Consider the following 13,469-nt stretch of genomic DNA (forward strand, 5'->3'; position numbering starts at 1 on the left):
TATGTTGTATTAATGTATAAAGTAAAAAGTATTGATGATCAAATCACCCAAACACATTTTACATGAATACGACAGTACATTTTACTTTTTAATCTGCTTTTTAACTTCCTTTGCTTCTGCCACAATTTCAGGGAAATCTGCATAGTTTGAGATAATCTGATCGCAAGTGTAGCTTGCCTGATAATTATCTTTCAAACCAATATAATTTTTCGCCATCAAAACCAATGCTTTTGCACCCCAATAATCTTCTGAAGCGTAATTGTTAGCCAATTTAAAGATGGTTTCGTTAGAAGATTTAAATGCTTTTCCTTTATTCTGATAGAATGCTTTTGCGTAAAGTGCTTCTGCAGCAACTTCAGTATTTGAAGATTTTTCAAGCGAAGTATAAGCGGTCTGTGCATCTTTATCTTTCCCTGAATTCATCAGACTTCTCGCCTTGATTACTTTTGCAGTTTCAATAACTGCCGCAGAGTTTTTATTATTGGCAATTACAGCATTCGCTAATTTTTCAGCTTCTGAGAAATTCTTTTCCTCCGCATACATTTTCATCAACTCAACATTAGCATAATTTTTAACGTTGATGTTGGATGAATTTTTAATGTTTTCTAAATACTTTTTAGCTTCAGCAGAATTTCCTTGTGCGATATAAATCTGAGCAACTCTCGTTGCTGCGTCGTCCTGATAATCATTCTGAATATTGGCAATTTCCTGAAGAACTAATAATGCCTTTGTAGGATTATTTGTCTGATAATAACTTTCTCCCAACTCATATTTAGCCTGATAAAGACCTTCACCGGTTGGATTCTGCGTTAAATATTTCTCGTAATAAGAGATTGCGTTTTTGTAATCTTTTTTCGTGAAGTATTGCTTCCCTGTGGATAAATTGATTTCGTCAATTTCAGAAGCGTCGATATTGACACCTACATTTCTCGCAAAACCAGCATAACCTGAAACATCACCGTTTTTGGTGAAAATAGGTTTCGCAGCCTGAACAATTTTCTGTGCATAAGCCGTATTTTTATATTGTTCACCAAGAGATTTTAATTCAGATAATGCTTTGTCATTTTGATTTTGATCAATATAATTCTGCGCTCTATAAATCGAAGCATTAGCTACCAAATCTTTATCAGAAGAAGATTTAATCACCTTTCCGAAGAAATCATTAGAATTGGTAAAGTCATCCTGAGCAGCGTAAGCAACACCTATTTCGTACTGTGCATCATCAATATAATCAGATCCCGGATATTTTGAAATTAATGATTTTAAGTTAGTAATTTTAGCAACGTTATCATTTTTAAATCCTAAAGCTAAAGCTTTTTGATATAAAGTATAATCGGTAGCATCTTCATTTTTATCATAAATCGCAATCGCCTGATCCAAATCGTTGTTGGCATAATTAATATCCGCTAAACGAAGCTCGGCATCATTTTTAAATTCAGGTTTTGGATTTTTTAAATATTGTGTAAAATACTGTTCTGCCTGATCGAATTTTTTAGATTTAAAATAAGCATATCCCAAATCGTAAGGCAACTGTTGTTTTTCTGGGAAAGTTTCGTTGGTCAGTTTTTCGTAACGGGCAATCGCAGAAGGATAATTTCCTTTCTGATAATAAACCTGTCCCAACCAATATAAAGCTCTGCTGTTGAATTCTTTGTTGATATTAAATTCTAAACTTCTTAAGAAATATCTTTCCGCTTCGTCGAAATTACCTTTATTGAATTCCTCTGTTCCCAATAAATAAGAAACCTCCTGATCTACTTTATCGGTTTCAGGAGTTGAATTTGGCAATTTATCGATTGCACTTAAAGTTTCTTTAAAGTTTCCGGAATACAGATAAGATTTCACCAAAAGCGATCTCATTTCTGCATTCTTAGCACCGCTTGGATTTGCCGTAATGTAATTTTGAATTACCGTCGTCGGGCTTTCAAAGGGGTTTCCGATGTCGTAACCCAATTTTGCGTATTGTTCGTGAGCCAACTGTTTTACACTCGCATCGTAATCCATCTGATAAGACGAACGGAACGCTGAAAGTGCTTCCTGCTTTTTATCAACCGCCAAATAAGCATTTCCTAACTGATAATAAGCATTCTGAGCCAAAGCCGAATTACTGTTGATCAATTGATTGTAATAAGAAACCGCTTCATCATATTTTTTAAGTTGAGCCGCCACAAATCCCATTTCATACAGATCATTTTCAGACGGGTTTTGCTGAACACTCAGATAATCTTTCAAATGCGGGTAAGCCGATTCATAATCATTCTTCATGAAATAAGATTCACCGATGATTTTATGAACCTCCGCTTTATAAGACGCAGAAATATCTTCATTCAGCAAAGCATTTCCTTCAGAAATCGCCTTGTCATAATCTTTATCATTGTAATGCATCTGCACATAATACGGACGCACCAGTTTTGAAAATTTCGGCTGATCTTTTATCGAATCAAAATACTGAAACGCCTGATCATTTTGCTTACTTGAATAATACAAATGACCCAACATATACGCAATATCACCTTTCTGAGATTCGTCTGCCGTTTTGTGAGCTTCTTCCAATGCATCAATTGCCCCTTTAGAATCACCCATCATAAATTTAGCGTACCCCAATTTCAGAATATACTGGGTATTCTCTTCTTTGGTCAGTTGGTATTGATTAACCTTTTTTAAAGTTTTTAAAGCTTCCTTAAAATCTTTTTTAGACAAATAATAATCCGCCAAAGGCAAATTAGCCTGAGCAAAATACGCAGAGTTCGGATATTCTTTCATAAAAGCCGTCAATCCTTCTTCCGCATGATTTTTCTGCAGAATCACTCCTATCACGTTATCAAAAAACTGGGCAGCTTCTTTCCTCGACTGCTCCAGATTCTGATTGTAGAAATACTGTCGTGCATATTCGTATTGAGAAGCGTTGTATATTTTGGTCTGATAAAGATTCTGAGCAAGATTAAACCTATAGTTTTCCTTTTGGGTAAAGTATTGAGACTGTTGCGCTTCGGAAACCCCGAAATAGAAAACAGCAGCCGCTAAAAGTATTTTTTTTGATTTCATTAACATCAAATTTTAAAATGGAAAGGTCTTCAAAAATGAGACCAAATATTTTAATTTTAAGATAAGATTTTATCCACAAATTATCAACGAAAATATCGAAAAGATATTGTATAAACAAGCCTTTTAACATATTGTTAGTATGTGGATTATTTTTTAATACTAATTAACTTTTCAACAAGAAATATTAAGAAAATCTTAATTATTTATCAGAAATAATTACATTTGTTTTTTTCAACTTTTATACAACTATTAAATGAATCAACTTTTCAGAAGGAAAAACTATTCAGCAACAGATACTTCCACCAATCTTTTGCGGGTTTTAGGAACTTGGGATATCGTTTTTTTCGGAATTGCCGCCATCATCGGAGCCGGAAGTTTCAGCAGTTTGGGTGAAGCCGTTTTCAGAGGCGGCCCCGGTGTTATCCTACTCTATCTGATTTGTGGTTTTGCATGTGGTTTCACTGCTTTATGCTACGCAGAATTTGCCAGCAGAATTCCTACAGCAGGTTCGGCTTACACGTATGCTTACGCCAGTTTTGGTGAATTAATAGCCTGGGTAATTGGCTGGGCTTTGATTATGGAATACTCTTTCGGAAATATTTACGTTGCTTTCTCCTGGTCAGATTATTTTACAAGTTTCCTCGAGCGCCTGGGAATGCACATTCCTGATTACTTGACTTGTAGTTATACCGAAGCGAAAAAAGCTTTCTTAAATGGTTCTGAAAATAAAGAACTCATCAATGCGTGGACGTCTGCTCCTTTATTGGGAAGTTTAAAATTCATTGTCGATATTCCGGCATTAGTGATTAACGGATTGATTACGTGGCTGTGTTACCGGGGAGTGAAGGAAAGTAAAAACTTCAACAATTCTTTAGTAATTTTAAAATTAGCGGTCATCGTTTTGGTGATCTTAGTTGGTTATTCGTACATCAATACCGAAAACTGGACGCCGGTAAGCATAGAAACCGGAACACGTTCATTTATGCCGAATGGTTTTGCAGGAGTGATGAGTGCCGTTTCAGGAGTTTTCTTTGCGTATATAGGATTTGATGCATTAAGTGTACTTTCAGAAGAAACAAAAGATCCGCAAAAAACATTACCGAAAGGAATGATCATTTCTCTGGCACTGTGTACCGTAATTTACATCTGTCTGACTTTGGTTTTAACCGGAATGGTCGACTACAGAAAATTCGACGGCGTTGGAGATCCTTTATCATTCATATTTGAAAAAACAAACGCTAATGTTGCATGGATGGAACTGACGGTTTCATTTGTTGCAATTGTAGCGATTACCACAGTTTTATTGGTATTCCAGATGGGCCAACCTAGAATCTGGTATGCGATGAGCCGTGATGGTTTGATGCCGAAAAAATTTCAGGAAGTTCATCCAAAATATAAAACCCCTTCGTTCGCAACGATTGTTACGGGTATTGTGGTTGGAGTTCCGATTCTTTTCACAGACAAAAGTTTCATTTTAGATTTTACCAGTATCGGAACTATTTTCGCCTTCGTGTTGGTTTGTGCTGGAGTTTTAATGCTTCCTCCGAAAGAAAAAATCAAAGGTCGTTTTCACCTTCCTTATATTAATGGAAAGATTATTTTTCCTGTGATTTTCATCGGTGCTTTGGTAGGATTTCATTACTTCCAGCCGGAGTTTTTTGATCATTTAATGGAATGGAATGATCCTAAAAACGGAGAATTCCGAGCTTCTATTTTCTTTTTTATCTTGATTAATTTAGGCCTTTGCGTTTTGACCTTTATCAAAAATTTATCTTTGATTCCATTAATCGGCTTAAGCTCTTGTTTATATTTATTGACAGGAATGAGCCACGAAAACTGGTTTTATTTCGGAATCTGGTTTGCCATCGGATTGGTTATTTATTTCTGTTATGGATATAGAAACAGCAAACTGAGAAATGCTGACTAATTGATGAAACATCTTCTCTGTCTGCTATGTTTAATAATCATCGGATGCAGCAAATCTAAAGTTAATTCTGACAATGATTTTAATTTAGAGAATTCAGAAGTGAAGAAGATTCCTTACAAAGATTTTTTAGTTTCAATCAACAAAAAGACTGCGGAAGAAAAGAAAAATTATCTGTTTAAATTTATCAACTATGATATTCCCAATAATTGGATAGGTACGCCTTGGTCATTCAACGGAACATCTAGAGAACCTCAGAAAAGTACGATTGCCTGTGGATATTTTGTCACCAATACGCTGACTGACTTTGGTTTCGACATCAACAGAACGTATCTGGCGCAACAAGCTTCTTCTGTGATGATCAAAAAGCTTTGTAAAGACATCAAATACTTCGGCAAAAGACAGGATTTAGAAAAATATATTTTAAGTAAAGATAAAAACCAAGTGTATATTGTCGGTCTCGACTTCCATACAGGATTTATCACGAGAGAAAATAAAGATACTTATTTTGTTCATTCAAGCTACATCAAAAACAAAGGTGTGGTAAAGGAATCAACCCAAACTTCACAGGCATTGAACGCTTCCAAAACGTTTATGATTGGAACTTTAAATTATTGATATATTAATCCAATCCTTGTTTTTCAAAAATAAGTGGAACGCCTTTGTATATCTTAATTTGAAAACCTTATTAGCTAACTCTTTGTTTAGCTTTGCGTTTAATGATCGAAATGAAAGACAAAGTTTTTGACAACCTGTATTTTGTTGAAGAAAAACAAAGACATTTCATTTAAGAAAGTAATACAATATTTGAATAAATCATCTAAACAAAAGAAAATATTATATTAAAATAAATAATTGGCGAAATAATTGCTAAGATTCATCTAAGAACTTTAAAAATTAATGCCATGTCTGAAAGAATCAAAACATACCAGGAGTTCTATGAGTTTTATCTCGACGAACACAAGAAATTAGGAACAAGAATTTTTCATTTTCTTGGAATTCTATTTGTTTTTCTCGTCATTGGTTTCGTGATTTACACCGGAAAAGAAAGATTTCTCTGGTACATTCCGATTGTTGGGTATGGTTTTGCGTGGCTGAGTCATGCCTTTATTGAAAGAAATAAACCTGCAACTTTTAAATACCCACTTTGGTCGTTGCTTTCTGATTTTAAATTATTCTTCGAACTGTTGATTGGCAGGCAGAAATTCAGAACGCAGGAAAAAGCTTAATTTTAATAACTCTTAAATATTTGTTATGAAAAATATTCTAAAATCACTTTCTATCATTCTTCCGATGGCATCAATGCTGGTAATGACGCAGTGCAAACCGATGCCCAATTCAGGATCGTCAGGAGATGAAAAAACCTTCATCATTGCTTCGCAAACCGTCGACTGCACTGGAGTTGCTCCAATGAAATGCCTTCAGGTAAAAGAAAAAGAATCTGACAGCTGGGGAAATTTCTACAGCAACATCGAAGGCTTCACCTACGAGCCCGGATTTGAATATGTTTTAAAAGTAAAAACAGAGAAAATTGAAAATCCGCCAATGGACGGTTCGTCAATCAAATATACCTTGGTACAACAGGTTTCTAAAACAAAGAAATAAAAAAAACCTCTCAGTATAAATTTACTGAGAGGTTTTTTTTATTTTAGTGTCCAGATTGTCCAAAATCTTTCGGTGGCTTGGGATAATTGGCAGTGCTTAATTCATCCATTTTTTGCGTTGCTGCCATAGATACGACCAAGTCATTCAACATAGAACTTGCCGCTGTTGGCGAATTTGGAAGTAAAACTAAATTACTCCTATTATTGGCTCCAATCGACTGTAGAGTATCATAATGCTGTGTAACCACGATCAATGCAGAAGCTTCCTGCGCATTAATGTTAGCAGCATTCAGCATTTTTACAGATTCTTCGAGACCTTTTGCAATCTCTCTTCTTTGATCTGCAATACCTTGTCCCTGCAGTTTTTTAGATTCTGCTTCAGCCTTTGCAACCGCAACAATTCTGATTCTCTGTGCCTCAGATTCGTATTCCGCAGCTGTTTTTTCACGTTCTGCAGCGTTTATTCTGTTCATTGCGTGTTTCACCTGTTCGTCAGGATCGATATCGGTTACCAAAGCCTTGATAATATCGTAACCATAACTTTGCATTGCCTCCTGCAATTCACTTTTTACAGCAACCGCAATATCATCTTTTCTTACAAAAACATCATCTAATTTCGTTTTTGGAACTTCTGCACGTACAACATCAAAAACATATGATGTGATCTGATTTTCAGGATTTTCCAAACGGTAATAAGCATCTTTTACGTTTTCTCTGATCACCTGATACTGAACGGAAACTTTCATTTTAATAAAAACGTTATCCAAAGTTTTGGTATCAATGATAACATCCAACTGCTGAATTCTAAGATTCAGACGCTTTGAAATCTGATCCAAAAAAGGAATTTTCAAGTGCAAACCGGCGTGGCTTACTTTTAAGAATTTGCCTAATCTTTCTACAACTGCCGCAGATTCCTGCTTGACCGTGAAAAAAGATGCAAATAATGTGATCAGTCCGAAAAAGACCAAAATACCAAAGTATATCATAGTTTTAATTTTTAACTGTGGAAGTTATTTGTGTTATATCATCAGAACTATTCAAAGCCCATATCCTCAAAAATAGGTAAAATATTTTTATTTAAGGTAATGAAAATCAAAACCCTTGTACCATATTTAAAATTCACCCATTATTCTGTAAGCTCTTAGAAAAACATTTTAATAAAAAACTTACTTTTGAATATTAATTACCCAATATGGTTGATGCTAAAGAAATATTAAAAGAACACATCTTAAAATATGCTTCTCTTACTAACGAGCAGTTCGAATATGTCTTTTCACATTTTAATATCATCAAATTAAAAAAAGGACAAATGCTGATCACTGAAGGAGATTTTGTGCATCATGAATACTTCGTTGTCGACGGTTGTCTGAAAGCATTTTACCTTAATGATAGTATGAAAATGTTTATTCTGCAGTTTGCCATGCCGAATTGGTGGGTAACAGATTTTGATGCGCTTTACACCAAAAACATAGCAACCATCAACGTTGACTGCATCACCAATGCAAGCATTTTGTCAATCTCCAATGAAGACCGAGAGAAAATCTGCAAAGAAATCCACGATGTTGAACATTTTTTCAGATGGCGGACAAATAAAGGCTATGTTGCAGCACAAAAACGCCTTATTTCTTTTATGAATAACGATGCGAAATTCAGGTATGAAGAGCTTTTAGCTTTGTATCCTCAATTGTACAATTTGGTTCCGAAACATTTGATAGCGGCTTATTTAGGTGTTACAAGGGAGACTTTAAGCAGACTTCATCAGTAAAAAATGGTTGGAAGTTGGAAGATGGGAGCCGGAAGTTACTATTATAACGGTAATTTCTGATTATTAAACGTAAATCTGTTTTAAAATTTAATCTAAATCTTTAAAAAATCAACATCTTCCATCCTACAACTTCTGACTTCTGGCTCCCATCTTCCAGCTCTTAAAAACCTCCATATTTCGTGATCTACATCACGTAACTTTTTCCTTCAGTCGGCTGACATTTGTATCATCATTTAAAACAAATCAAAATGGATACAAAAAATTTTAAAGTAAACAGCCAAAACAGTTTAGTTAAATGGATCGGAAGAAAAATAACCGGAGCTCACAACGGAACAATCGAAGTAAAAGAAGGAAATTTCACTTTTGAAAACAACATCCTTTCTTCAGGAAAATTTGTCATCAACACAAGATCAATCAAAATTCTTGATATCGATGATTCTGAAACAAATGCATAATTTGCCAATCATTTGGCTTCTGATGATTTCTTTAACTCAGATCAGTTTCCTGACGCAGTTTTCGAGATCAGACACGCAGAACCAGGTGAAAACAATTTTCACCACATAACCGGAGACCTTACTATCAAAGAAATTACACATTCTCTTGAAGCGACTTTACAGATCGTAAAGACAGACAACGGTGCGGTTTTAGACACTAAAATTGTCATCGACAGAACAAAATTCAACATCAAATTCAGATCATCAAATTTCTTCAGCAATCTTGGAGATACTTTGATCTACAACAATTTTGATTTGAATGTTCATTTAGTTGCGGAAGCACAGTAATTTATTAACAACAAACTTGTTTCAATTCTTATTTCAACCACAAATCGAAGATTCGACGGAGTCAAAAGTCACAAAAGATTAACACATAAGTTATCTTAAGTTCATTAACAAGCAGCAAAAAAGAACACATAAATTTAAAAAAATCTTTGATTTTTTCTTTTGAAAAACTTTGTTTTCTAATAATTAAATAAAGGTTAAATGTCCAAATAGCTTTTGTCTCTTTTGCGGTTAAAATAATAGTTCAAATTAACTTAACAATTAAAATTTAACATCATGCCATTCATAAAAGTAGATGTTTTGCGCAAAGATCTTAATCGCGAAAAAAAACAACAATTAATGAGAGAACTCAATAAAGCTGTAACAAAAGTTTTGAATAAAGATCCTCATTTGACACACATTGTGATCAATGAAATCGAAGACGACAACTGGGGATACGCTGGAGAGCAGGTTACCGTATTGAAAGAACAAGGATTTTCAAATGAAAAAAAATAAATCAGACATGAAAAAAGAAACAGTAATCGTTACTGGCGCATCATCAGGAATCGGTTTAGAAATTGCTCGTTATTTTATGGACAGAGGTGATAATGTAGTGATCAATTCACAGACAGAATCAAAATTACAAAAGATTTATAACGAATTAGGAGCAGGTGAAAACCTCGCAATGGTTGCAGGAAGCGTTGCAGATAAAACCGTTGGAGAAAAATTAGCAAAAACGGCGATTGAAAGATTTGGTTCGATTGATGTATTGGTCAACAATGCCGGAATTTATGAGAATAAACCTTTTCTGGAAGTTACGGAAGAATATTTAGAAAAATTTTTAAATACCAATTTAAAGGGAACATTCTTCACAACGCAATCCGTAATTCCTCAAATGCAGAAACAAAAAGATGGAGTTATTATCAATATCGAAACTCCGCTTGTGTATCATTCAATCGCACAATTTCCATCAACGGCACCGATTTCGAGCAAATATCGTTGCACCAGGACTCATCAGAACGCCGATGCACGATGAAAGTATCGATAACAATGCGGGAATTCACCTGATCAATCGCATCGGAGAACCGGAAGAGGTCGCTCAAATGGTTCATGCTATTGCTAAAAACACATTTATCTCAGGCGCCATCATTAATGTAGATAAAGGAATGGGCGCAGGTCATCAATTGTAAAAATGAAAGTTCTACTATTATTTGCATGGCTGTTTATCTTTCCGGTAAACAGCTTTGCTCAAAAAATCAAAGTCATGAAAGCAGACACAGCACAAGAAACAGAAATAAGAAATGCCATCGAGCAATATTATTTTAAAGGAATCTATGAAGGTAATACCGGGCTTTTGAAACAGGTTTTTCATAAAGATGCCCTACTTTTCGGAGATATAAAAGGTGTTCCTTACTACAAAACCGCCGCACAGTATATTGAAGGTGTCGGAAGCAGAATAAGTCCCCAAAAATCGGGGAAAGATTTTACCCCTACAATCATCTCAATCGAAGTGATAAACACGATTGCTACAGCAAAATTAAATGTAAAAATGTATGATTTTAATTACTATAATTTTATAACTTTCCATAAAATTGATGGTAAATGGCTCATCGTCAATAAAACATTAACTGATGTACAACTCTAATTATTTTTTAACGCAAAGCGCGCAAGATCTTTTAATTTACTATATGCTTTTAAGGTTCGCAAAGGCGTTCTACTCAGCAAAGTAAAAAAAAGGTTTCAAACTAATAACCTTAATTTTTTAAACCAAAATCATCAAAATCATGTGGAATAAAAACAGAATAACAGATTTATTGGGCATAGAATATCCAATTTTTCAGGGACCTTTTGGTGGCGGATTATCGACAGTTGAATTGACTTCTACGGTCAGCAATCTCGGTGGATTGGGCGGTTTCGGAGCTTACACATCGTCTCCCGAAGAAATTTACGAAATTGATAAACAGATAAAATTAAAAACAGACAAGCCTTACAACCTCAATCTTTGGGTAAACGATCATGATATTATTGATCAGGAACACACTGAGAATCAATATAAAAAGACGGTTGAACTTTTCAAGCCTTATTATGACAGCTTAAATATTGAGGTTCCTGCGCTTCCACCCTCTTTTGAGTCGAGATTTCAGAATCAGCTGCAGGTTGTTTTTGATATTAAACCTAAAGTTTTCAGCTTCATGTTCGGGCTTTTGGATCAGGATATCATTGAAAGACTGAAAAACCAAGGAACTATCGTCGCCGGAAATGCCACAACTTTAGATGAAGCCATCGCTTTGGAAAATATCGGGGTAGACGTGATTGTCGCATCAGGTTTTGAAAGTGGCGGTCACAGACCTTCATTTTTGGATAAAGCCGAACTTTCAACGATCGGAACTTTCGCTTTGATTCAATTGGTAAAAGATAAAGTGAAAACTCCAATCGTAGCTGCTGGCGGAATTGCCAATGGTCGCGGAATCGCAGCAGCAATGAATTTGGGAGCAGAAGCCGCACAAATCGGAACTGCATTTTTAGCTACCGAAGAATCCGGAGCATTGCCAATTCATAAAGAATTTTTGTTTTCAGACGCAGCAAAATCTACTACCCTTTCCAGAGCCTACACAGGAAGATTAGGACGCGGAATTACGACAGAAATCACAAGAAAACTCTTGACAGCAACAGATCAAACTTTGCCGTTTCCTTTGCAGACAACCTTCATTTCATCTATGAGAAAAGCAGCGTTGGAGCAAAAGAAACATGAATTGGTTTTCTTCTGGTCAGGACAAATCGCTCCAATTTTAAAACATAAAAAAGCATCAACATTAATGAAATCATTAATTGAAGATGCAAACAAATTGTGCGGTTAATTTGCTAGAAGTTTGAAGTTGGAGGCTGGAAGTTATTATTTTGACTAAAGCAAATCCCCAGCCTCCAGCTCCCATCTTCCCTACCAAAAATTTACATGGTCATTCCAATGTCAATTCCTTTGATTTTTCTGTAAAGATCAGTTGCGTAATTGTCTGTCATTCCCGAAACAAAATCGATCACACCGAGAACTTTTTGGTAATCAGTTCCGTTTTCGTAAATGAATTGTTTTGGGATTAGTTTCAACGCTTTTATATCGTACGATTTAATTTTTTCTTCAGATTTTAAAATTGACGGAATAAAATGATCCAACAATTCATACATTACATTATAGCCGGCATTTTCAATTTCGACGACCGCTTTATGGTTGTAAATTTTTTCAACTGAAAAGCTTGCAATATCCTGCAATGCTTTATTTTCACCTTTATATATATCAAGCAGAGCTTTGTCAAGATTTCCTTCAAGAATTTTATCAAAGTTCTGTTTGTACATTGAAATTGATTTATTAATTAAAGCATTAATAACTTTCGCTCTTAAATATGAAATTTTTTCGTTGTCATTTCCAATAGAATCAAGCTTTCTTTTAACTCTGTCTACATCATCAGTTTCGGATTTTACCAATTCAAAAAATAGATTTTTACAATCTGCAGTTGATACGATACCCAATCGGTGGGCATCTTCCATATCGATAATATTGTAGCAGATATCATCCGCAGCTTCCACCAGCCAAACAAACGGGTGTCGCTTGAAAATATGCGGGTCTTCGCTTTCTGAGATCAAATTTGTTCCTTTTGCGATCTCAAGAAAAATATCTTTTTCATTTTGAAAAAACCCGAATTTCTTTCTGTGAATAATTTTCTTGTCTCTCGCAATCGCTTCACAAGGATATTTCGCAATACTCGCCAAAGTGGCAAACGTTAGCTGAGTTCCTCCCGCATCTTTTCCTTGCTGCTGTTGAGCTAAAACTCTTATTGCATTGGCATTTCCTTCAAAATTAACCAGATCAGCCCATTCTTTTTCATTAAATTTAGGTTTAAGATCATTTTCATTTCGGTCAAAATAACTGGCAATCGCATCTTCTCCCGAATGCCCGAACGCAGGATTTCCAACATCGTGACAAAGGCAAGCTGCCGCAATTACATTTCCTAAATTATGTAGATAAAAACTTTTGGAATCTTCCGTCAGATCACTTTGATAATTATCGTGAATAAATTCTCCGATAACACTTCCCAAACTTCTTCCCACAGACGAAACTTCCAAAGAATGCGTCAGACGGTTGTGCACAAAAACACTTCCCGGAAGCGGAAAAACCTGGGTTTTATTCTGCAGTCTTCTGAATGCAGAAGAAAAGATAATTCTGTCGAAATCTCTCTGAAAATCTGTTCGTGAAGCTTTGGTATGTGGATTATTTCCTGTGCGCTGATTCGTAAAAATCTGATTCAAATTCATCATTTTCCAAAATTAATTCAATTTTTACTTTTAAAGGAATAATATTTGAGTTTTTCTTTAAAAACAAA

Annotated in this window: 15 protein-coding genes; 12 read left to right on the plus strand and 3 right to left on the minus strand. The window is 35.1% G+C overall.

Annotation, left to right across the window (positions count from 1 at the left end):
• Nucleotides 1–81: 81 nt before the first annotated feature.
• A complete protein-coding gene (locus LNP04_RS04015) occupies nucleotides 82–3,045 on the minus strand; it encodes a tetratricopeptide repeat protein (RefSeq protein ID WP_229985289.1) in 2,964 nt (987 codons plus the stop codon).
• Nucleotides 3,046–3,298: 253 nt separating this feature from the next.
• On the opposite strand from LNP04_RS04015, the gene LNP04_RS04020 reads away from it, so the two are divergent.
• From LNP04_RS04020 to LNP04_RS04035, 4 genes are all read left to right on the plus strand, one after another.
• On the plus strand, nucleotides 3,299–4,972 hold the full coding sequence (locus LNP04_RS04020) for an APC family permease (protein ID WP_229985290.1): 1,674 nt from the start codon (nucleotides 3,299–3,301) through the stop codon (nucleotides 4,970–4,972).
• A 3-nt stretch (nucleotides 4,973–4,975) separates the two neighbouring features.
• A complete protein-coding gene (locus tag LNP04_RS04025) occupies nucleotides 4,976–5,587 on the plus strand; it encodes a hypothetical protein (protein ID WP_229985291.1) in 612 nt (203 codons plus the stop codon).
• A gap of 287 nt (nucleotides 5,588–5,874) precedes the next feature.
• Complete coding sequence (locus LNP04_RS04030; protein WP_229985292.1) at nucleotides 5,875–6,198, plus strand: DUF962 domain-containing protein; 324 nt, start codon at nucleotides 5,875–5,877, stop codon at nucleotides 6,196–6,198.
• 25 nt (nucleotides 6,199–6,223) lie between these two features.
• On the plus strand, nucleotides 6,224–6,574 hold the full coding sequence (locus LNP04_RS04035) for a DUF4377 domain-containing protein (protein WP_229985293.1): 351 nt from the start codon (nucleotides 6,224–6,226) through the stop codon (nucleotides 6,572–6,574).
• 43 nt (nucleotides 6,575–6,617) lie between these two features.
• Here the strand turns inward: LNP04_RS04035 and LNP04_RS04040 are convergent, their stop codons facing one another.
• On the minus strand, nucleotides 6,618–7,559 hold the full coding sequence (locus tag LNP04_RS04040; RefSeq protein ID WP_229985294.1) for an SPFH domain-containing protein: 942 nt from the start codon (nucleotides 7,557–7,559) through the stop codon (nucleotides 6,618–6,620).
• A 206-nt stretch (nucleotides 7,560–7,765) separates the two neighbouring features.
• Here LNP04_RS04040 and LNP04_RS04045 point away from each other — a divergent pair, with 206 nt between their 5' ends.
• From LNP04_RS04045 to LNP04_RS04075, 8 genes are all read left to right on the plus strand, one after another.
• Entirely contained in the window at nucleotides 7,766–8,338 is a 573-nt protein-coding gene (locus LNP04_RS04045; protein WP_229985295.1) for a Crp/Fnr family transcriptional regulator, read from the plus strand.
• A gap of 248 nt (nucleotides 8,339–8,586) precedes the next feature.
• Nucleotides 8,587–8,793: a hypothetical protein gene (locus tag LNP04_RS04050; protein WP_229985297.1), complete on the plus strand. Its 207-nt coding sequence runs from the start codon at nucleotides 8,587–8,589 to the stop codon at nucleotides 8,791–8,793.
• A gap of 12 nt (nucleotides 8,794–8,805) precedes the next feature.
• Nucleotides 8,806–9,120 carry a YceI family protein gene (locus LNP04_RS04055; protein ID WP_229985298.1) on the plus strand — a complete coding sequence of 105 codons (315 nt, stop codon included), beginning with the start codon at nucleotides 8,806–8,808 and terminating at the stop codon, nucleotides 9,118–9,120.
• Nucleotides 9,121–9,393: 273 nt separating this feature from the next.
• Complete coding sequence (locus tag LNP04_RS04060) at nucleotides 9,394–9,612, plus strand: 4-oxalocrotonate tautomerase family protein (protein WP_229985299.1); 219 nt, start codon at nucleotides 9,394–9,396, stop codon at nucleotides 9,610–9,612.
• A 7-nt stretch (nucleotides 9,613–9,619) separates the two neighbouring features.
• Nucleotides 9,620–10,132 (plus strand): SDR family NAD(P)-dependent oxidoreductase, encoded by a 513-nt coding sequence (locus LNP04_RS04065; RefSeq protein ID WP_262907449.1) that lies wholly within the window; start codon nucleotides 9,620–9,622, stop codon nucleotides 10,130–10,132.
• Nucleotides 10,122–10,286, plus strand: coding sequence for a hypothetical protein (locus LNP04_RS19470; protein WP_262907450.1), 165 nt, complete (start codon nucleotides 10,122–10,124; stop codon nucleotides 10,284–10,286). The genes LNP04_RS04065 and LNP04_RS19470 overlap by 11 nt, the downstream gene beginning before the upstream one ends.
• 2 nt (nucleotides 10,287–10,288) lie before the next feature.
• Complete coding sequence (locus LNP04_RS04070; protein WP_229985300.1) at nucleotides 10,289–10,741, plus strand: nuclear transport factor 2 family protein; 453 nt, start codon at nucleotides 10,289–10,291, stop codon at nucleotides 10,739–10,741.
• Between the two features lie 139 nt (nucleotides 10,742–10,880).
• Nucleotides 10,881–11,954 (plus strand): nitronate monooxygenase family protein, encoded by a 1,074-nt coding sequence (locus tag LNP04_RS04075; protein WP_229985301.1) that lies wholly within the window; start codon nucleotides 10,881–10,883, stop codon nucleotides 11,952–11,954.
• 91 nt (nucleotides 11,955–12,045) lie between these two features.
• Here LNP04_RS04075 and LNP04_RS04080 read toward each other — a convergent pair whose 3' ends face one another.
• Nucleotides 12,046–13,401, minus strand: coding sequence for a deoxyguanosinetriphosphate triphosphohydrolase (locus LNP04_RS04080; protein ID WP_229986269.1), 1,356 nt, complete (start codon nucleotides 13,399–13,401; stop codon nucleotides 12,046–12,048).
• Nucleotides 13,402–13,469 lie beyond the last annotated feature (68 nt).

It is taken from the genome of Chryseobacterium sp. C-71 (genome assembly GCF_020911865.1).
GTDB lineage: Bacteria > Bacteroidota > Bacteroidia > Flavobacteriales > Weeksellaceae > Chryseobacterium.

What these genes read in the sequence shown, in the direction of transcription:
- LNP04_RS04080 (WP_229986269.1), bottom strand. Translation starts at nt 13,401, where the DNA reads ATGAATTTGAATCAGATTTTTACGAATCAGCGCACAGGAAATAATCCA.
- LNP04_RS04075 (WP_229985301.1), top strand. Translation starts at nt 10,881, where the DNA reads ATGTGGAATAAAAACAGAATAACAGATTTATTGGGCATAGAATATCCA.
- LNP04_RS04045 (WP_229985295.1), top strand. Translation starts at nt 7,766, where the DNA reads ATGGTTGATGCTAAAGAAATATTAAAAGAACACATCTTAAAATATGCT.
- LNP04_RS04065 (WP_262907449.1), top strand. Translation starts at nt 9,620, where the DNA reads ATGAAAAAAGAAACAGTAATCGTTACTGGCGCATCATCAGGAATCGGT.
- LNP04_RS04035 (WP_229985293.1), top strand. Translation starts at nt 6,224, where the DNA reads ATGAAAAATATTCTAAAATCACTTTCTATCATTCTTCCGATGGCATCA.
- LNP04_RS04030 (WP_229985292.1), top strand. Translation starts at nt 5,875, where the DNA reads ATGTCTGAAAGAATCAAAACATACCAGGAGTTCTATGAGTTTTATCTC.
- LNP04_RS04070 (WP_229985300.1), top strand. Translation starts at nt 10,289, where the DNA reads ATGAAAGTTCTACTATTATTTGCATGGCTGTTTATCTTTCCGGTAAAC.
- LNP04_RS04040 (WP_229985294.1), bottom strand. Translation starts at nt 7,559, where the DNA reads ATGATATACTTTGGTATTTTGGTCTTTTTCGGACTGATCACATTATTT.
- LNP04_RS04050 (WP_229985297.1), top strand. Translation starts at nt 8,587, where the DNA reads ATGGATACAAAAAATTTTAAAGTAAACAGCCAAAACAGTTTAGTTAAA.
- LNP04_RS04060 (WP_229985299.1), top strand. Translation starts at nt 9,394, where the DNA reads ATGCCATTCATAAAAGTAGATGTTTTGCGCAAAGATCTTAATCGCGAA.
- LNP04_RS04025 (WP_229985291.1), top strand. Translation starts at nt 4,976, where the DNA reads ATGAAACATCTTCTCTGTCTGCTATGTTTAATAATCATCGGATGCAGC.
- LNP04_RS19470 (WP_262907450.1), top strand. Translation starts at nt 10,122, where the DNA reads ATGCACGATGAAAGTATCGATAACAATGCGGGAATTCACCTGATCAAT.
- LNP04_RS04015 (WP_229985289.1), bottom strand. Translation starts at nt 3,045, where the DNA reads ATGAAATCAAAAAAAATACTTTTAGCGGCTGCTGTTTTCTATTTCGGG.
- LNP04_RS04020 (WP_229985290.1), top strand. Translation starts at nt 3,299, where the DNA reads ATGAATCAACTTTTCAGAAGGAAAAACTATTCAGCAACAGATACTTCC.